General features: G+C 51.4%; 18 protein-coding genes, 3 pseudogenes and 2 riboswitches. Of the genes and pseudogenes, 3 read left to right on the top strand and 18 right to left on the bottom strand.

What is annotated here, in order from left to right; all coding sequences use genetic code 11:
- The 4 genes from LH51_RS19110 to LH51_RS08960 form a co-directional block, all read right to left on the bottom strand.
- A partial coding sequence (locus tag LH51_RS19110) for a GGDEF domain-containing protein (RefSeq protein ID WP_144244225.1) occupies positions 1-894 on the bottom strand: 894 nt, incomplete at its 3' end.
- A complete protein-coding gene (locus LH51_RS08970; RefSeq protein ID WP_160173705.1) occupies positions 837-2,183 on the bottom strand; it encodes a PhnD/SsuA/transferrin family substrate-binding protein in 1,347 nt (448 codons plus the stop codon). The genes LH51_RS08970 and LH51_RS19110, both read right to left, overlap by 58 nt.
- Before the next feature lie 264 nt (positions 2,184-2,447).
- Complete coding sequence (locus LH51_RS08965) at positions 2,448-4,589, bottom strand: putative bifunctional diguanylate cyclase/phosphodiesterase (protein ID WP_036521672.1); 2,142 nt, start codon at positions 4,587-4,589, stop codon at positions 2,448-2,450.
- Positions 4,590-4,593: 4 nt separating this feature from the next.
- Positions 4,594-5,220 (bottom strand): histidine phosphatase family protein, encoded by a 627-nt coding sequence (locus LH51_RS08960; RefSeq protein WP_052063615.1) that lies wholly within the window; start codon positions 5,218-5,220, stop codon positions 4,594-4,596.
- A gap of 168 nt (positions 5,221-5,388) precedes the next feature.
- Positions 5,389-5,492: riboswitch (TPP riboswitch) on the top strand.
- Between the two features lie 50 nt (positions 5,493-5,542).
- On the opposite strand from LH51_RS08960, the gene LH51_RS19105 reads away from it, so the two are divergent.
- The 3 genes from LH51_RS19105 to LH51_RS19095 are packed head-to-tail and all read left to right on the top strand — an operon-like array spanning position 5,543 to position 7,604.
- The gene (locus LH51_RS19105; RefSeq protein ID WP_052063614.1) at positions 5,543-6,862 is read left to right on the top strand and encodes a TonB-dependent receptor; all 1,320 of its coding nucleotides are present in this window, start codon (positions 5,543-5,545) and stop codon (positions 6,860-6,862) included.
- Positions 6,844-7,146, top strand: a complete 303-nt coding sequence (locus tag LH51_RS19100; protein ID WP_052063613.1) for a TonB-dependent receptor domain-containing protein — start codon at positions 6,844-6,846, stop codon at positions 7,144-7,146. Before LH51_RS19105 ends, LH51_RS19100 begins: the two co-directional genes overlap by 19 nt.
- Positions 7,143-7,604, top strand: coding sequence for a TonB-dependent receptor (locus tag LH51_RS19095; protein WP_052063612.1), 462 nt, complete (start codon positions 7,143-7,145; stop codon positions 7,602-7,604). Before LH51_RS19100 ends, LH51_RS19095 begins: the two co-directional genes overlap by 4 nt.
- Here the strand turns inward: LH51_RS19095 and LH51_RS08950 are convergent.
- The 14 genes and pseudogenes from LH51_RS08950 to LH51_RS24750 all read right to left on the bottom strand — a co-directional run bounded on the left by LH51_RS08950 (position 7,582) and on the right by LH51_RS24750 (position 17,359).
- On the bottom strand, positions 7,582-8,520 hold the full coding sequence (locus tag LH51_RS08950) for an ATP-grasp domain-containing protein (RefSeq protein ID WP_052063611.1): 939 nt from the start codon (positions 8,518-8,520) through the stop codon (positions 7,582-7,584). The two genes, LH51_RS19095 and LH51_RS08950, sit on opposite strands and share 23 nt — an antisense overlap.
- Positions 8,520-8,969 (bottom strand): pseudoazurin, encoded by a 450-nt coding sequence (locus LH51_RS08945; protein WP_052063617.1) that lies wholly within the window; start codon positions 8,967-8,969, stop codon positions 8,520-8,522. The genes LH51_RS08950 and LH51_RS08945 overlap by 1 nt, the downstream gene beginning before the upstream one ends.
- Positions 8,970-8,971: 2 nt before the next feature.
- Positions 8,972-9,766: an ABC transporter ATP-binding protein gene (locus LH51_RS08940; protein ID WP_036521666.1), complete on the bottom strand. Its 795-nt coding sequence runs from the start codon at positions 9,764-9,766 to the stop codon at positions 8,972-8,974.
- A gap of 60 nt (positions 9,767-9,826) precedes the next feature.
- A complete protein-coding gene (locus LH51_RS08935; RefSeq protein WP_235263629.1) occupies positions 9,827-10,504 on the bottom strand; it encodes a FecCD family ABC transporter permease in 678 nt (225 codons plus the stop codon).
- Between the two features lie 8 nt (positions 10,505-10,512).
- Positions 10,513-10,809: a hypothetical protein gene (locus LH51_RS22500; protein ID WP_235263628.1), complete on the bottom strand. Its 297-nt coding sequence runs from the start codon at positions 10,807-10,809 to the stop codon at positions 10,513-10,515.
- A 4-nt stretch (positions 10,810-10,813) separates the two neighbouring features.
- Positions 10,814-11,890 carry an ABC transporter substrate-binding protein gene (locus LH51_RS08930; protein ID WP_235263627.1) on the bottom strand — a complete coding sequence of 359 codons (1,077 nt, stop codon included), beginning with the start codon at positions 11,888-11,890 and terminating at the stop codon, positions 10,814-10,816.
- A 161-nt stretch (positions 11,891-12,051) separates the two neighbouring features.
- Positions 12,052-13,931, bottom strand: a pseudogene (gene thiC / locus LH51_RS08925) (phosphomethylpyrimidine synthase ThiC).
- 41 nt (positions 13,932-13,972) lie between these two features.
- The gene (gene thiD / locus LH51_RS08920; protein WP_036521661.1) at positions 13,973-14,785 is read right to left on the bottom strand and encodes a bifunctional hydroxymethylpyrimidine kinase/phosphomethylpyrimidine kinase; all 813 of its coding nucleotides are present in this window, start codon (positions 14,783-14,785) and stop codon (positions 13,973-13,975) included.
- Positions 14,775-15,442: pseudogene (locus tag LH51_RS08915) on the bottom strand (thiamine phosphate synthase). Before LH51_RS08915 ends, thiD begins: the two are co-directional and overlap by 11 nt.
- Positions 15,443-15,458: 16 nt before the next feature.
- Positions 15,459-16,159: pseudogene (locus LH51_RS08910) on the bottom strand (thiazole synthase).
- A gap of 40 nt (positions 16,160-16,199) precedes the next feature.
- Positions 16,200-16,397 carry a sulfur carrier protein ThiS gene (gene thiS / locus LH51_RS08905; RefSeq protein ID WP_036521658.1) on the bottom strand — a complete coding sequence of 66 codons (198 nt, stop codon included), beginning with the start codon at positions 16,395-16,397 and terminating at the stop codon, positions 16,200-16,202.
- Complete coding sequence (locus LH51_RS21380) at positions 16,381-16,974, bottom strand: FAD-dependent oxidoreductase (protein WP_200881938.1); 594 nt, start codon at positions 16,972-16,974, stop codon at positions 16,381-16,383. The genes thiS and LH51_RS21380 overlap by 17 nt, the downstream gene beginning before the upstream one ends.
- On the bottom strand, positions 16,926-17,219 hold the full coding sequence (locus LH51_RS21375) for a hypothetical protein (protein ID WP_200881937.1): 294 nt from the start codon (positions 17,217-17,219) through the stop codon (positions 16,926-16,928). The genes LH51_RS21380 and LH51_RS21375 overlap by 49 nt, the downstream gene beginning before the upstream one ends.
- The gene (locus tag LH51_RS24750; protein ID WP_200881936.1) at positions 17,174-17,359 is read right to left on the bottom strand and encodes an FAD-dependent oxidoreductase; all 186 of its coding nucleotides are present in this window, start codon (positions 17,357-17,359) and stop codon (positions 17,174-17,176) included. The genes LH51_RS21375 and LH51_RS24750 overlap by 46 nt, the downstream gene beginning before the upstream one ends.
- A gap of 113 nt (positions 17,360-17,472) precedes the next feature.
- Positions 17,473-17,576, bottom strand: a riboswitch (TPP riboswitch).
- Positions 17,577-17,649: the final 73 nt, after the last annotated feature.

Below are 17,649 nucleotides of genomic sequence, written 5' to 3'. Positions count from 1 at the left end.
GTAGAGCGCCTGGTCGGCTCTGGCCAGAGCCATATCCGGCCGGGTATCATCCAGCGTCATTAATGTACAACCGATGCTCACCGTTAAATGAATGCTCTGATCTTCAAACAGAAACACCTTACCTGCCACCTGTTCTCTGAACCTGTTTGCAAAAACAGTTGCATCTTTCAAAGAGGTATCCGGCAACAACAGGGCGAACTCTTCTCCACCAATCCGTGCTGACAGGTCACTATTACGCTGTTGCTGCAGTAATACTCCAGCAAACTCTTTCAGAATCATATCACCGGCAGCATGACCATAGGTGTCATTAATGTGTTTGAAGTGATCCAAATCGATCATCAATACAGCAGTATCAGCAAAAGAGCGTTGATAACGAAAGAACTCTTTTTTCAACTGCATCTGAAAATAGCGACGATTATGCAACCCAGTCAGGTCATCCGTAGTTGTCAGCGCAATCAGCTGCTGCTCCAAAGCTTTTTGTTTAGTAATATCCTGAAATACCACCACGGCACCGACCTGCTCATTTTCCTCGAACACCGGGCTCACTTTCATGTGCACCGGGAAGGTGTGATCACGGCTGTGAACAAAATAATCTTCGCACTCCTGCACCTTACCCTGAGTTAAAGCCTGATGTACCGGGCAATCATCATGATGATACGCACTCCCATCCGGATGACGGTAATGAAACAACGCATGCTGATCTTTGCCAATCACATGGTTATACGCAAGACCCAGCATATCCAGGGCGGCCGGATTGATAAACGTACAAAAGCCATGCATATCACATCCATAGATGCCATCACCGGCTGATTCAAGCAGCATACGGTTATACTCGGTCAAGCGCTTGTTTTCACTTTCCGCCTTGACGCGCTGGGTAATATCAGAAAAAGCCACAACAGCACCACTGATTTGATCCTTGGCAAACAAGGGGTCACAGTCATTTCAACCGGAAAGCCACTGCCATCATAACGCAAAAACCAATCGCGCTGCTGACGCTGTCGACCATCCTCCAGGGTTTTAACAATCGGACAGTCTGTATGCGGGTAGAACTTGCCATCCGAAAAATGATGATGAAACAACCTGTGCTGATCCTGCCCCAGCACTTTTGATTCAGACACCTGCAACATTTTCAAGGCGGCAGCATTGATAAAGGTACAAAGGCCCTGGCGATCAACTCCATAAACGCCTTCACCCAGCCCCTGTAACAAGGTTCTGAAACGTACCCGCTCAATATGCGCTTTACCCCAGTGCCACAACAGAGCCAGGCTCAGCAACAGAATAACAATGGCAGCCAGCATGGTGGTCAGTATTAAGGGCTTCCAGCGTTCCCAGGCATCCATAAAGGTAAAATCAGGCGCTGTATCAAACGGGGGTAAACGCAAAGCACGTGCCAGAGCTTCGACCGACAAATAATCAGCAGGTACGGTAAAACCATAAATGCCGGCCTGCTGCGCGGCCGGGTGTTCCGGCTCCAGTGAAAAAAGTGCAGCCGCCACATGGCGCACAGAGCGATCATTCACATGCGGCAGAGCAAATACCGGCCATTCAGGGTAGAGACGCGTGGATACCTTGTGAGCAAAACCAGGATTGTGTTGTGGATTAATCAATTTAATAGCGTGTTCCTGCAACAGTCCCTCGCGCTGCATCTGCTCGATAATACCATCACGCACAAACGCCACATCCGCACGACCATCCAGAACAGCGAATACAGCTTCACGGTGTGTACCCAGCTCCAGCAGCTCCTGGATATGCTCAGGTAAGTGTATACCCAGCCGAAAAAGTTCATACGCCTGCGCCCGATAGCCACCCATATTCTGGCGACTCGGTATTGCCACCCGCTTACCTTTAATATCCTGCAATTTGTTGATATCTGCTCGGTCTGCTGCAGTCATAATAGCGCCACCTAATCGATAGGCTGGCTGTCCATGATGGGATTCAATCAGTGTCGCGATCACACCGGTAAGCGGATAGTTGGCACGCGCCACCAGGAAATGTGTTGGGTTGGTGGTTACAAGGTCGATCTCACCATCACGGATACGCCGGTTCAGCTCATCCTGTGGCAGCACATGCAATACAACCTCTTCTGCAGTTAACACACTATTCAAGTAGGCCACCAGCGGTGCATATTTCGCTTCGGTTTGCTCCTGACCTAAAAAAGAAAATACCCCAAAATTTAGTGGCATTTTAGATGACTGGACAGACTGGCTTTGATCTGAGAGCACAGAAGATGCAGATAGGAAAAATAGACAAAAAGCCAACAACCGCACTAAGTGGCGAAAGCAAAAAATGAGTAAGTACTGCATGGTATGATCCCTCAGGGTAATCCTGCGTCGTTTTCACCCTGAAATCGACAGAGTCAGCAGATCTCATTCCTATATTATGTACACAGTCTAGTATAGAAATTTCGCATGGACAAAATCCTATAGCTGATCTGCATCAGTCATTTATCACTCTGTTTTAAGCAGGGCCATGCATTCGGTTATTGGCAGAGGTCTGGCAAACAGGTAGCCCTGATAATGCAGGCAACCATAGGATAATAACAGATCACGCTGTTCGGCAGTTTCGACCCCTTCAGCAATAACCTCAATGGAAAGCGCTTTGCCCATCGTAATAATGGTTTGAATAATCACCGCATCATCCGGGTCTTCAACAATATCACGCACAAAAGACTGGTCTATCTTGATCTGATCCAGTGGCAGGCGTTTTAAATACTGTAGCGACGAATAGCCGGTACCAAAGTCATCCATGGAAAAGGACACACCTTGATCGCGAAGCAGTTTCATTTTCTGTATCGCTTGCTCTATATCTTCCAGTACCGCGGATTCCGTGAGTTCCAGTTTTAACCTGTCTGCCCGGGCACCCGTCTGGTGTAAAATCTGTAGCACCATGTCAACAAATGCAGGCTGCAGGAACTGTTTAGCACTGACATTGACCGCAAGCCGCAGATCACGTGTCAGCTCATCCTGTTGCCACTGCGCCAGTAATTCACAAGCGGTGACCAGAACCCACTCTCCCATAGGCACAATCAAGCCTGTCTCTTCAGCCAGCGGAATAAAGTCGGCCGGTGAGACCAGTCCGCGTTTAGTATGCTGCCATCGCAACAGGGCCTCTGCGCCAACTGGCCGGGCAGACTGATCATATTGCAGCTGATAAAATAAGCGCAATTCACGCCTCTCTATCGCTGAGCGCAATTCATTTTCAAGCTCAGCGCGCCGATTTATCTCTACCTGAATACTCGGATCATAGAAACATACCCTGTTACGTCCAGCATCCTTGGCCTGGTATTTAGCAACTTCAGCCTGATTGAGCAGGTCTTCGCTGCTCAGGGTTTTATCAGAAAACAGCTCAATACCGATACTAACGGTTAAATAATGGGAATGCCCTTCCACTTCATAGACTTTCGCCACTCTCGAACAAATATCCAGTGCAACCCGCTCGGCCTCAAGGGCAGCATCCGACTTCAGGCCTTGAGGGAGCTCCAGCAAAATAGCAAACTCATCACCGCCGACACGTGCCAGCATATCCCCTTCTTTGAGCAGCAGACGAATAGTATCAGCAAAACTGACTAGTAGTTGGTCACCCGCCTGATGCCCGCGTATATCATTGATGGTTTTAAAGCGATCTATATCCAGCCAAAGCAGTGCATGGTAATTACTCACCCGCGAACTGGCACCCGCTGAGTACTGTAACTGCTCCTGTAACAAACGCCGGTTAGGTAAGCCAGTCAGGGCATCGTAAAAAATCAGCCGGTGATTTTCCTGCTCAGCCTGAATGCGCCGTACCATATTGTCACGAAATCCCAGCAGGGCACTGGCAATACGGCCAAATTCGCCGCGGGAGGTGTTTTTTAAATGCTCAATGGCCGGTAAGCGCAATTCGGTTTCAGTTTCATAAGACAGTTTACTAAGAGCATCCGCAATATCACGTACATGGCTACTAATCCGATAGGCAATGGCAAACACCATCAGCAGAACCAGTATGGCGCCCAATAAACTAAAGATAAAAATCTGCACAAAAGCACCTTCATGCCTCGACCGCGCTTGCTTTTCACGCAGCATGGTCCGCTCTGTCAGTAACATGGAAATACGGCCGGTAAAAACCGAAAATTCATTAAAACTGTCCTGAGCCTGAGCAAAAAAGGTATCTGCGGTATCCGGGTCAATCGCTGCTATCTCAGTGGCCATAATAACCAGTCGGCGGTAGGCCGAAAAAGACTGCTGCAACCCCTGGACGGAGTTGTGATTGACCTCTCTAAGCAGGTTTGATCCAGCCAGACTATCCACCAGTTGCTCAATTACGGCCAGATCATTGACCAACTGGGAATGCTCACGATACAACTGAATATCAGTGAATTGATGCTTGCGTGCACCATCTAAAACAGCCACCACACGGCCATGCAGTTCAGAAATATCCCTTTTGAATATAGATTCGTGATGCAAGGTTTGTAGGTCTTCCTCCTGGACATCACTACTTTCAACATACTGTGATTTCAAACTATTCAGCGAAAACAACCCTATCAGCAGGGATAACACCAGCACCAGAAATGCCGGCAACATGAACATCAGCAATACTGTTTTGCCGGCTCTCATCAACCTACTCCTGTTCAGCCAAAAGCCTGGGCCAGTGATCCGGCTCTATACTGGCAATGTAGGTAAATTGCTTTTGAACCTCGTCTGCTTCGATGATTACCAGAGAACCCTCAACGGGAAAGTACTCCATCACTTCAACCATATTGGGACCATGAGCGACCAGCACACGATTATGACCAGGAGGCACGGCTGAAGATAACAAAAACTGGGTTCTGGCAATGATCGGCTGTTTTTCGGTGTCAGTCAGAGCCGCCACATACATCAGCTCATCGTCGACCTCATAGTTTGTCTGAGCGAACAACAGATCAGCGGTTTCTTTGGCCCGACATAACGGACTACTGTAGATTTCACCAATCGGAATGTCGGCCTGACGTATATACTCACCCACCTGCGCCATCAACGCACGTCCGGCATCAGTTAAAGGACGCTGGGTGGTGCAATCATTCAGGTCTATGGGTACACGATCAGGATAGGATGAATCGGTTGGACCGTGGCGAACAAACAGTACATAACCGCCTTTCTGAATCTGCTTCAGTTGTTCCGGCGTTGCCGGGCTCGGCACGAATTCATCCGCCGCAAAAGCAAACACACCCGAACATACAAACACTAGTGTTAATAACCATCTATGCATACCAGAATCCATCCATACTTTAAGGCCATTACAGAATAAACCTAAAGTTGCTTTAAAATCAAAGTATCTAGAGTAATTCTAATGTAGCGACCTGCGTATTATCCATTAGTCAGTTGTATCCAACATGATCAACCGAGTATGCTATGGCAGTGGCCGTACTAGCGGCTGCGATATCCTAAGGGGTGGCATGATCACATGCCTGAGATGCGCCTGGCGAACCCTTTGAACCTGATCCGGATGATGCCGGCGTAGGAATAGGAAACCACTCTGAGTGATCTTTCTTCGCGCGCGACCGGGTCTTCGATACTAACCGGAGACTGACATGAAACCCTTCTACCCTTCACTGCTATTCAGCACGGCCCTGATCAGCGCCACCTGGCTCCATGCCAGCGAAACCACCAATGTGACTCTGAATGAGATTGTAGTGACATCAGGCTTTCGCCCTGCAGCTCAGCAAGCCATTCCAGCCAGTATCACCGTAATTTCGGCACAAACGCTGGAACAGCAGGAAAGTCAGCACCTGGAAGATGCTCTGAGCCTGGCACCCAACGTCAACTCAGCTAAAGGCAGTTCCCGTGCACGCTTCTACCAGATCCGCGGTGTTGGTGAGCGCAGCCAGTTTGTCGGACATGTGAACCCCTCTGTCGGTGTGTTACTTGATGGTATCGACATGAGCAATATTGCCGGGGCGGCCAGCTTAATGGACATTCAACAGGTTGAAGTTCTGAGCGGCCCTCAGGGTACCCTGTATGGTAGCAACGCCCTGGCAGGGTTGATTAATATGCGTTCCAACGACCCAACCACACAACCTGAAGGCCGCCTGGAAGCCAGTATTGGCAACTACAACAGCCATTCCCTGACCGGCATTTACAGCACGCCACTGAATGATAAAGCCGGGCTGCGTCTGGCCATTCAGCAGAATACGAGTGACGGCTTCATGCGTAACGATTACCTGAACCGTAAAGACACCAACAATATTGATGAAACTTTCCTGCGGGCCAAGCTACGCCTGATTGTCACCGATGAGCTGCTGATCGACCTTACTGGTTTTTATGCCGATATCGACAATGGCTACGATGCTTTCAGTCTGGATAACAACCGACGCACCCTGTCAGATGAACCGGGGCGCGACCGCCAGATCAGCAAAGCCCTGGCACTGCACAGTGTCTGGACCGGTGCCGAAGCCTACCAACTGGAAACACGCTTGAGCCATTCAGCTACCGACAGTGACTATGGTTATGATGAGGATTGGGCTTTTGATGGTTTTCATGCTGATGGTTATAACGCGTATGACCAGTATCGTCGCGCTACAGACACATCCACCGCTGAGTTGCGCTGGGTTTCCATGCCTGGCGGAGAAATACTGAATAATTCTACACGCTGGACAACTGGCATCTATGCATTTCAGCAAGACCAGACACTGAACCGAACCTATACCTACTTAACTGACAAGCTGTTTAGTGATTACTCTACCCGACGCATTTCAGTTTATGGCGAACTGGAAACCGATCTGAACGACAGACTGATTCTGACCTCAGGCTTACGGACTGAAATCAACCGATCTCGTTATGATGACTCTATGGGTACAGTTTTTCGAAAACAGAGCATCTCTGGGGTGGTCGCTTGGCTATCGATTACCTGATGAATGCCAATACCACCCTCTATGCCAGCCTGTCACGCGGATACAAAGTTGGTGGTATTAACGGGGGATTTAGTGAAGCTGAACTTGCCGCCGATCTGCGTGAGTTCAACACCGAAACGCTTTGGAACTACGAGGTCGGTAGCAAAGGCAGCTATCTGAACGATCGGCTGCAAACACAAACAGCGCTGTTTTATCAGCAACGTGAGGATGCGCAGCTACGTGGCAGCTATCAACCGCTAATCAGGTTGGCTTTGTCGACTATCTGTACAATGCCAAGCGGGTGAATAACTACGGTGCCGAATTCCAGTTCAACTATGCACTGGATTCTGGCGTCAGTGTGTATGGCATGACAGGACTGTTGCAAACACAGGTCAAAGATCAGCGCGCTTCCATCCACCGTCGTGATGTCGCCCATGCGCCTCACTGGCAGTATCAGTTAGGCCTGGCCTATGATACCGGCAGCGGCTGGTTTAGTGGTGCCAGCCTGGAAGGTATGGACCGCTTCTATTTCTCCGACAGTCACGATGCCCGTTCCTGGGATTACACCCTGATGAATGCCCATATCGGCTACAAAACAGCCGACTGGTCGATTCGTTTATGGGGACGAAACCTGGGTAACAAGACCTATGCCGAGCGTGGATTTTTCTTTGGTAATGATCCCCGCATCGGTTATGACGATCGCCCCTATTATCAATTAGGTGCGCCACGTACCTTTGGTGTCACGGCCAGCCTGAATTTCTAAGCATCAGACTGCCCAGAGGTCTGTCGGTTTCGGCAGTCCCTCTGGGAACATTGCCCTTATTATTTCCCCATAAAACGCGCCAGCCCCGTAGAGAAGGTTTCCACAGCGCAGGTAGCAGGTCCAGAAACATGGCCGGTTCAATCAACTCCAACTCACTGAGCACAAAACCGCTCCTGGTCAACAGGCCATCAACTCTGGCATAGGCTGTTGCATTGGGAAGCTGCTGTAAAATATGCTGGACTGTGTTGATCGTGTCATCATCCGGCATAAACCGGCTAACGGCAGCAGCATACTGAGAGTTGGCTCGCCACTCGCCCTTGGCAGGCATGCGCTTCACTGCATGCGAGTAGGCTCCCCATAAAAAGCACAGGGACATTTCACCGACCTGCTGTATTTCCGGCATAAAAGGCTGCACTATCCATCCCTGATTAAAACTCTGCTCAGTCAACATGGGTGGCGTCAAGGCCTTCACAGAATAACGCTGTACGCCATTACCACTTTGACCACAAGCAGGCTTAATCACCACGTCATCCCAACCACCGTCAGATAAAACCGCCTTCAGTTCAGCCGGATCAGCCTTGTTAAGAAATCGGGTCGGGATAGTTTTAACACCCTGCTCAGCCAGGTCGAGCAAATAGCGTTTATTCATATTCCATTGGATGAGTTCAGGTGCATTGAGTACACCCACACCCTGTTCTACCGCCCCCTTCAGCCACTGCGCAAACGCCTCGGGAGACTCGCTATAGTCCCAGGCCGCCAAGGGCAATAGTACCTGGGTCTGCGCAAGACGCTGGTAATCCATCTCCTGCCAGGGCACGCACTCAGTCGCCAGGCCTCTCGCGGCAAGCGATTGGCAGACTAACTGCAGAGCCTTACCTGGCAAAGGCCAGCGTTTACAGGTGGTAAAGGTGATCACTATTCAGACCAGGTAATCTGCTGCATCAAACTGCCAAGGCGCGCAGAGTTCTGAAATGCACGGCGACCTAATTGCTCAGCCTGCTCAGTCACCTCATCCCGACTGGCGGCATCCACCTGCTCGCCTACCTGAATCACACCCACCATGTTCATCATCAGGTGAGGTGGGCAATAGTATACATACACCCCTTCCTGATCGAGCGTCACGGTAAAGGGTTCATCCAGCTCACTCTGCCATGACGAAGCCCCCGTCGGCACGCTATGAGACTTGACATTATGGCCGGTGTTTTCAGGCAAAAATGTCACGCTGTCGCCCGGATTGACCTGAATAAACCCCGGCTCAAACACCATACCACCATCGGTTCCGAAGTTAAGCATCTTCACCTGATGCTCTTCAGCATTGGCCTGTAAGCAGACCCCCAAAGCGATCAATAACACTCCGATCTTCATTTTCACACTAACGCTCCTTGATCAACATAGTGCGGACGCACCGGACGAATTACCGGCGCACCCGCTTTATCATGTAATAGTTCAACCTGAACATCGTACAAACGCCCTATGACCTCTGGGTCAAAGACCGCTTTAGGTGATCCGGATGCCTGAATCACGCCATCACCCAACAACAGCACTTCATCGGCAAACTGTGCGGCCAGACTCAAATCATGCAGTACGGCAATGGTAATCAGTTTTCTGTCGCGGGTTTCTCGAAAGACCTGGTTCAACAGCGACAGCTGATGGTGCATATCCAGCGCACTGACCGGTTCATCCAGTAACAGCACTTGCGGATCTCTGAGCAATACCTGGCAGAACAAAGCCAACTGACGTTGACCGCCACTGAGACTCTGAATATCACGATGTGCCAGATCAGCGATGCCCACGCGCTGCATAAACTTCAAGGCTTTATGCATCTGATCATCACTGATATGCATATGCAAAGCGTCCATCTGCCCAAGTAACACCACTTCTAATACGGTCAAGGCCGCATCCAGTTCTGTCCCCTGCGGCATATAGCCTATGGAGTTCCGCCAATGCCCCAGTCGCTTGGGCAACATTGGTTGGCCGCCTTGAAGAATACGGCCAGAGGCAATGCGAACCTCACCAAACAAGGCTTTCAGCAGTGATGATTTGCCTGTTCCATTGGGTCCCAGAATGGCATACAGCTTACCAGGATGAAATGTTGCACTGATCCCTCTAGCGGTGCATTGATCGCCTCGCATAATGGTCACATTTTCTATTTCAAGACACATCTGTTTACTTCCTGCTCAGCATAATCCAGAAAAAGAAAGGCACGCCGACCAACGCCGTCACTATGCCAACCGGAAACAAGGCACCGGGATAATTGTTTTGGAAAGCACCGAAGACACTGACAGGAATGCCGCCCCTGTAACCATCGCTAACGGCACAAAAAAACGCTGATCTTCACCGACCAGCAAGCGCGCAACATGCGGAGCCACCAGTCCGATAAAGCCAATCACCCCAACAAAGCTGATCGCCACGGAGGTCATCACCGCCACCAGAAACAGCACCTTAAGCCTTAACCTCTGGGTATTCACGCCCAGAGTAGCCGCACGGGTTTCTCCCAGTCGCAATGCCGTTAGTTTCCAGGCATCGCGAAGCAACAGCGTAATGCAAATGCTGGCAACCACCGATGTAATCAGCAGGTTTGTCCAGGTTGTTTTGCTCAGATTGCCAAACAGCCAGAACAGAATCTGCTGGCTGACTTCGGGTGCCGACAGATACTGCACCAACGACAACAAGGACTGAAACAAAAACAGCAAGGCAATACCGGCCAGTACCAGCATGGCTGAAGACACTCTGGACATGGATGCAAATAAAAACAGCACCGCTGATGCCAGCATGGTCATCAAAAAAGCGCCTATCGGTACGGCAAACATCAAGGGCAAACCAAAACTGCCAAAGGCAATCACCAATGAAGCCCCCAAGCCAGCAGCAGCGGCCAACCCTAAGGTGTAGGGGCTGGCCATGGGATTATTCAGCAGCGTCTGGATTTCCGCACCACCAACACCCAATGCTGCCCGACAACAAGCGCCATTAATGCCGTAGGCAGGCGCATGTCATACACGATCACCTGGGTCATGGCAGTGATCTGGTCTGAGCCTATCAACGCCATAAACACCGTTTTAGGTGACAGCATTGATGGACCAGTAGCAATATCCAGAATCAGGCTGATACCAGCGATTACACAGAAAATGGCAACAATACGCCAACGCCGTCGTTCCAGATGGCGTTGGGCGACAACTACATTATCCAGCGAAGTTTCCAGTTGCATTGAATTACCGTACCGCCTGGTCAGCGTGAACCATGAAGGTACCTTGCGGCACTACGGGAAGGTATTCGGCATGAAAATCCAGATAGGTCTGTAACGGATCAAGATCAGCAAACAGCTCAGGATAAAAAACCTTGGCAAAATACTGAACCATCGCACTGTCGGCTATGGTTCTGGAAGCGCCCTGATAGACACCAAAAAGCTGCCCGTTCTTGATCGCATCCAGTTCACTCCAGCCAGAGCGCTGACTAAAGCCCTGCAGACGACGCTCAGCTTCTGATTGCTCTATGCCAACACCCAGCACCATGGCTTCCTGATTTTTAGTTAACTCGGTTTCCCGTCCAGAGATAATAATCACCTCAGGGTTAGAGACCAGCACCTGTTCCGGATTCATCGGGCCCCACCATTCAACAAAGGGTGCGGCAATATTGTCACCGCCGGCCAGATTGATAACGGAGCCCCACATATTCTTGCCATAGGTAAAGCTGTATTCAGCGGGGCCCTTGTTGCCAAACTCAACATAGACTCTGGGTTTAGCCTTATCTGAGGCGGCAATACGCTGAGCAACCACTTCAACATTGGCCTGATATTGATCCGCAATTTGCTGTGCACGCGCTTCCTGTCCAGTGATCTGGCCCAAAATCAACGTACTTTGCAAATGGCGCTCGAGTGTCTGGGCATTATAATCAACCACAACAACCGGAATACCAGCGGCCTCTATACGGTCTACATCAGGCCCCAGCGCCTTGAATTGCCAATCAGCCAAAACAGCCAGGTCAGGATTCAGCGACAGCAGTTTTTCCAGTGAAAAAGTCCCGGCTTCGACTTCGCCGACATCCGCAATATCATTCAATTGGGGAAGCTGACTGCTGTATAACTCCCAACTGGCGGGCGTCCAGACGGTCCAGACATCTTTAGAAAAACCAACCACCTTGTCAAAGGCCTCTACACCACCGATCGCCATATAGTCGGTGTAGTAAAAGCCCAGAAAAACCCGCTCCAGCGGCATCTGCACCGTGACTTCGCGCCCCAGAATATCCTTAATTACCTTTGTTTCGGCATGGGATGACAGGGAAACCAGCACCAGACTTAAGCCACACACGCAAGATAAATACTACGCTTGAAACTACGTACTATCTTATGACACATCATCAACTCCATAGACAAAGAAATAAAGGCGCATTATTAATAATAATGATTATTATTGTCAATAATTAAGCTTATATATCTATGGGTTATTTTTAGTCACGCTTTATGATAGATCGCTGCACCCGTGGCTTTAAACTCGGCTGACTTCTCCTGCATGCCTTCCTGTGCCTGATTCTGCATCGCCGCAATCTGGGCCGCATCCAGATCCCGCACTTCCTGAGAGATTTTCATCGAACAGAATTTTGGGCCGCACATGGAACAGAAATGCGCCACCTTGGCGGAGTCTTTCGGCAGGGTTTCATCATGGAAAGCACGTGCTGTATCCGGGTCCAGACCTATATTAAACTGATCTTCCCAGCGGAACTCGAAGCGTGCCTTGGACATGGCATTGTCGCGAATCTGTGCACCGGGATGACCCTTAGCCAGATCGGCGGCATGGGCGGCAATTTTGTAGGTGATAATGCCGGTTTTAACATCATCCTTGTTCGGCAAGCCCAGATGCTCTTTGGGGTCACGTAGCAGAGCATGGCACAGCCATACCAGCCAATCATCGCTGCACCGATACCGGAGGTGATATGGTCGTATCCCGGTGCAATATCGGTAGTCAGTGGCCCAAGCGTATAAAAAGGCGCTTCATCACAGACTTCAATCTGCTTGTCCATATTCTCTTTGATCATGTGCATCGGCACATGTCCCGGGCCTTCAATCATTACCTGTACATCATGCTTCCAGGCTATTTTCGTTAGCTCACCCAGGGTTTCCAGTTCGGCAAACTGCGCTTCATCATTGGCATCATACACAGAGCCAGGACGTAAGCCATCGCCCAGAGAGAAGCCCACATCATAGGCTTTGCAGATCTCACAGATATCTTCAAAATGGGTGTAGAGGAAGTTTTCCTGATGATGTGCCAGACACCACTTCGCCAGGATAGAGCCGCCGCGGGAAACGATCCCAGTCATACGCTTAGCCGTCATGGGGACATAACGCAGCAGCACACCGGCATGTATGGTGAAATAATCTACGCCCTGCTCGGCCTGCTCTATCAGGGTATCGCGGAATACCTCCCAGTTGAGGTCTTCGGCCACGCCATTCACCTTCTCCAGCGCCTGATAGATGGGTACGGTGCCGATAGGAACTGGCGAGTTACGCAGGATCCACTCGCGGGTCTCATGAATGTTCTTGCCGGTGGACAGATCCATGATGGTATCTGCACCCCAGCGGGTTCCCCAGGTCATTTTTTCCACTTCATCTTCGATGGAAGAGGTTAATGCCGAGTTACCGATATTGCCGTTGATCTTGACCAGAAAATTCCGGCCAATGATCATCGGTTCCAGTTCCGGGTGGTTAATATTGCAGGGAATAATGGCACGGCCAGCCGCCACTTCAGCACGGACAAACTCGGGGGTAATCTCATCCGGTAGTTTGGCACCAAAGGCCTGCCCCGGATGCTGCTGTGCCAACAGCGGGTTATCCGCATGCTGCTTAGTCAAACGCATGTTCTCGCGGATGGCGATAAATTCCATTTCCGGAGTAATAATGCCCTGACGCGCATAATGCAATTGGGTCACATTCTGCCCGGGTTTAGCGCGACGCGGTTTACGTTGCAGATCAAAACGCAGCTCATCCAGGCGCAGATCGGCGGCTCGAGCGCGCCCATACTCAGATGACAAACCCGTCAGCAGTTCCGTATCACCGCGCTCCTCTATCCATTGCTCACGCAAAGCTGGTAGCCCTTTACGCACATCAATACTGGCGTCGGGGTCGGTATAGAGGCCTGACGTGTCATACACATACAGTGGCGCATTGGCTTCTGGCACAGATGCCGTCGGCGTATCTGCCAGGCTGATTTCACGCATCGGCACACGGATATCCGGGCGACTGCCCTCCAGGTAGACTTTGCGTGAATTAGGGAAGGGTTGCACAGATTGCGCATCAACCTGCGCCGTCTGACTTAAATGGGTGTTGTGTTGATTCATCGTCTTGGTCCTTTAATTGTAGTGTGGCAAGTAAATCCGGATTAACGCCACAACTGGTAAAAATGCTGTACCGGCCCCTGCCCCTGGCCGACACTTAATTGGTTGGCAGCAGCAATGGCACCACTGAGCCAGGATTTGGCTTTTTCGACAGCCTCAGGCAGGGTGTTGCCTCGGGCCAGCAGCGCGGCAATGGCGGATGCCATAGAACAACCGGTGCCGTGGGTATTCAATGTAGCTATACGCGGTGCCTGAAAGTGATGTACCTCACCCGCCACAGCCAACAGGTCATGACAGATCTGGCTATTTTCCAGATGGCCACCTTTTAACAGCACCGCACCAGCACCCAGCGCTATCAGCGCATCCATCATGGCGTACATGGATTCAATGCAATCCGGCTCTGGCAGCCCGGTTAACACCGCCGCTTCCGGCAGGTTGGGTGTGATTAATGTTGCTTGTGGAATCAGCTCGGTACACAGCACTTCAACCGCTGCATTGGCCAGTAAACGATCACCGCTTTTGGCAATCATGACCGGATCCAATACCAACCATTTCGGCTTAACCTGCCTGAGCTGCGTCGCCACACAGCGCACAGTCTCGGCATCACCCAGCATGCCAATTTTGACGGCATCAATGTCGATATCATCAAACACCGCCTGCATCTGCGCGGTAATAAACGCAGGTGGTACCGGGTAGACGTCACGCACATCGCAGGTGTTCTGAGCGGTCAGCGCGCAGATTACTGAGGCACCGTAAACACCCATGGCACTGAAGGTCTTAAGATCAGCCTGAATACCGGCCCCACCGCCGCTGTCGGAACCGGCAATTGTCAGCACATTGGCAATTCTAGTGCTCATCAGCTGGATCCTCTGGACTACTCTCTAGTCGGCAATCGGGTCGGTCTTCGGGTTGATGAGTGTTCACCAACGCCAGCCAATCCTGCACTCGACCTTCCGGATTGGTTGCTGCCGTTATGTCGCTGACCACAGCTATCAGGTCAGCCCCCGCTGTAAACACACCTGGGGCACGTTCCAGACTGATACCCCCTATGGCGCAAAGCGGCGTCGTACCGATACGCTGCTTCCACTCTGAAACACGTTCCAGACCCTGTGGGTCCCAAGGCATCTGTTTGGTTTGCGTCGGGTATACCGGCCCCAGCGCCAGATAATCCGGCTGATACTGCAGAGCCGTATCCAGCTCAGCATGGCTATGAGTACTAATCCCCAGACGCATACCGGCCTTGCGAATAGCGCTAACATCGGCCTGCTCTATATCTTCCTGGCCCAAGTGCAGCCAGTCGGCCCCTCTTCCAGCGCCAGCTGCCAGTGATCATTGATCACCAGCGCGGTGCCATACTGTCGCGCCAGCTGTAAACTGCGGCGAATTTCGGCACGCAAAAACTGTTGATCTGTATGTTTGATGCGCAGCTGCGCCAGCTTGATGCCCAGTGGCAGCAAGCGCTGCAACCAATCAGATGAATCGAAAATCGGATAAAAACGCTGGGCTGAATTCATAACCAGGCCTTACCTATTACCGGGGTTGAAGGAGATGCCATATCACGAGGCTCCATGGGGCCAGCGTTAAAGCCTGCTGCCCCGCTTCAACGGCAAGCGCAAAGGCTTTGGCCATAGCCACAGGATCACCCGCTTTCGCCACCGCGGTGTTCAGCAGCACAGCGTCATACCCCAGTTCCATCGCCCGAGCCGCATGTGAGGGCAAACCCAGACCCGCGTCGACAACTAAAGGAATGTCTGGAAAATAGTTACGCAGAGTACGCAGGCCATACTCATTGTTCAGCCCCAGGCCGGAGCCGATGGGTGAACCCCAGGGCATCAACACCCGGCAACCGGCTTCGACCAGCCGATCAGCCAGCACCAGATCATCAGTGGTGTAGGGAAAAACTTCAAAGCCATCCTCGGCCAGAATCCGTGCCGCTTCCACCAGCCGAAAGGATCGGGTTGAAGGGTATCGGCATGACCGATCACTTCCAGCTTTATCCAGGGAGTATCGAACAGCTCCCGCGCCATATGCGCCGTGGTTACGGCTTCCTTAACCGAGTAGCAGCCAGCGGTATTGGGTAACAGCTTCACATTAAGATCTTTGATCAACTCACGGAACGCCTGCCCTTCAGCACTTTCACGGCGTAAAGACACAGTTGCCACGCCCGCGCCGGATACGGCAAAGGCGTCTGCCATAATCGCAGGTGATGGGTAAAGCGCGGTGCCCAGCATCAGTCCACTGGATAGTTCAGTACCATAAAATGACTTCACCCTAACCTCCCTGCATCGGTGCAACAACTTCAACCCGATCACCGTCCTGCAAGGTGGTACTGGCACGCAGGGAACGCGGCACGAAGTCACCGTTCAGTGCAGTGGCCACAGCGTTTTCATCCACCTGACACTCAAGCAGAAGTTCAGACAGGTAGCGGGTTTGGGTTTCGCGGGTTTCGCCGTTATAGAGAAGATTCATAAAAGGCCTCCGGCTGTTTATTCAGCAACAACAGGTCAGCGGTCAACCGCGCTAAAGCCGGTGACAGCAGATAGCCGTGGCGATACAGCCCATTGATATAAATGACATCATTGATACGGCGAATACGCGGCAGGTTATCGGCAAAGGCCGGGCGCACATCCACGCCGGTTTCAATGATTTCCGCCTCCGCAAAGGCCGGATGCAGGGCATAGGCTGCTGACAGCAATTCCAACACAGAACGAACCGTGAGACGCTGACCTTCAGCCGTTTCCAGCATGGTCGCGCCGAGCATATAAATGCCCTCTCCACGCGGCACGATATACAGCGGCATACGCGGATGAATAAAGCGCACCGGACGTTGAATGTTCAAACCAGGGCAGTGCAGCACCAGCATTTCGCCCTTAACCCCACGCATATCCGGCAACTGATCCTGTGCAGCCATACCGCGACAGTCAACAATCACGCTGCCTGCCTCCGGCTCACCGGCTTCAATCGGCACCCCGGCATCGGTGAGATTCTGTGCCAGTTTCAGCAGCGCTTCACGCGGATCAAGATGGGCTTCACCACTAAAGTGCAATGCCTGGCGTATATGCCACCCAGATCAGGCTCCAGCTCGGCTACCTCGGCCTCATTCAGTAAGGCAAAGTCACGGGTACGATTACCAAAGCGTACTAACTCGTTACGATCACGTGTGGTGCTCAACACCAGCGATCCCTTGCGCGCCACCACACCTGTGTGCTCACTCCACCAGTCAATCGCCTCAGCACCAAACCTGATCACCGGCTCTTCAGCGCTTTCACGTTCACAGAAAGGAGCCAGCATCCCCCGGCCCACCAAGAGCAAGCATGTGGGCCGGGTTGTGGCTGTTTATCAAACACGCGAATAGACGCGCCGCGTGACAACAGCTCATTAGCGACACAAAGACCGGCGACACCCGCACCGAGTATGGAAATTACCGACATGACCACCCCCGAGTAACAGGGTGTAACGAACATAAATGCAGATCAGATTTAGAACACATCACTCAAACGCTCCAGGTAAAACGGGCGTACGAGCGAGTGGAATAGGGGAATACAACAGCAGACTACCCGTTCCCTTCGCCGGTATTACCCGTATCAGGTTCGATGGGTTAGTGTTATCAACACTTCTCAGCCTTTGCGGGCACCCCAACGGATAAGACAAATACTAGATGTTTTGCCAATGTAAGTAAAGTTGAAGATTTAGAGTTGACTTACTTAATATGTTAAGTAAA

It is taken from the genome of Nitrincola sp. A-D6 (genome assembly GCF_000764495.1).
In the GTDB taxonomy this organism is placed as follows: Bacteria; Pseudomonadota; Gammaproteobacteria; order Pseudomonadales; family Balneatricaceae; genus Nitrincola.
This window is presented reverse-complemented; position numbering and strand designations above follow the sequence as displayed.

Excerpts from the sequence above, each read along its gene's own strand:
- LH51_RS19105 (WP_052063614.1), top strand. The coding sequence starts at position 5,543 with ATGAAACCCTTCTACCCTTCACTGCTATTCAGCACGGCCCTGATCAGC.
- LH51_RS08960 (WP_052063615.1), bottom strand. The coding sequence starts at position 5,220 with ATGCATAGATGGTTATTAACACTAGTGTTTGTATGTTCGGGTGTGTTT.
- thiD (WP_036521661.1), bottom strand. The coding sequence starts at position 14,785 with ATGAGCACTAGAATTGCCAATGTGCTGACAATTGCCGGTTCCGACAGC.
- LH51_RS21375 (WP_200881937.1), bottom strand. The coding sequence starts at position 17,219 with ATGCTGGCTCCTTTCTGTGAACGTGAAAGCGCTGAAGAGCCGGTGATC.
- LH51_RS08945 (WP_052063617.1), bottom strand. The coding sequence starts at position 8,969 with ATGAAGATCGGAGTGTTATTGATCGCTTTGGGGGTCTGCTTACAGGCC.
- LH51_RS08970 (WP_160173705.1), bottom strand. The coding sequence starts at position 2,183 with ATGCCACTAAATTTTGGGGTATTTTCTTTTTTAGGTCAGGAGCAAACC.
- LH51_RS08935 (WP_235263629.1), bottom strand. The coding sequence starts at position 10,504 with ATGGCCAGCCCCTACACCTTAGGGTTGGCCGCTGCTGCTGGCTTGGGG.
- LH51_RS08965 (WP_036521672.1), bottom strand. The coding sequence starts at position 4,589 with ATGAGAGCCGGCAAAACAGTATTGCTGATGTTCATGTTGCCGGCATTT.
- thiS (WP_036521658.1), bottom strand. The coding sequence starts at position 16,397 with ATGAATCTTCTCTATAACGGCGAAACCCGCGAAACCCAAACCCGCTAC.
- LH51_RS22500 (WP_235263628.1), bottom strand. The coding sequence starts at position 10,809 with ATGCAACTGGAAACTTCGCTGGATAATGTAGTTGTCGCCCAACGCCAT.
- LH51_RS08940 (WP_036521666.1), bottom strand. The coding sequence starts at position 9,766 with ATGTGTCTTGAAATAGAAAATGTGACCATTATGCGAGGCGATCAATGC.
- LH51_RS24750 (WP_200881936.1), bottom strand. The coding sequence starts at position 17,359 with ATGTCGGTAATTTCCATACTCGGTGCGGGTGTCGCCGGTCTTTGTGTC.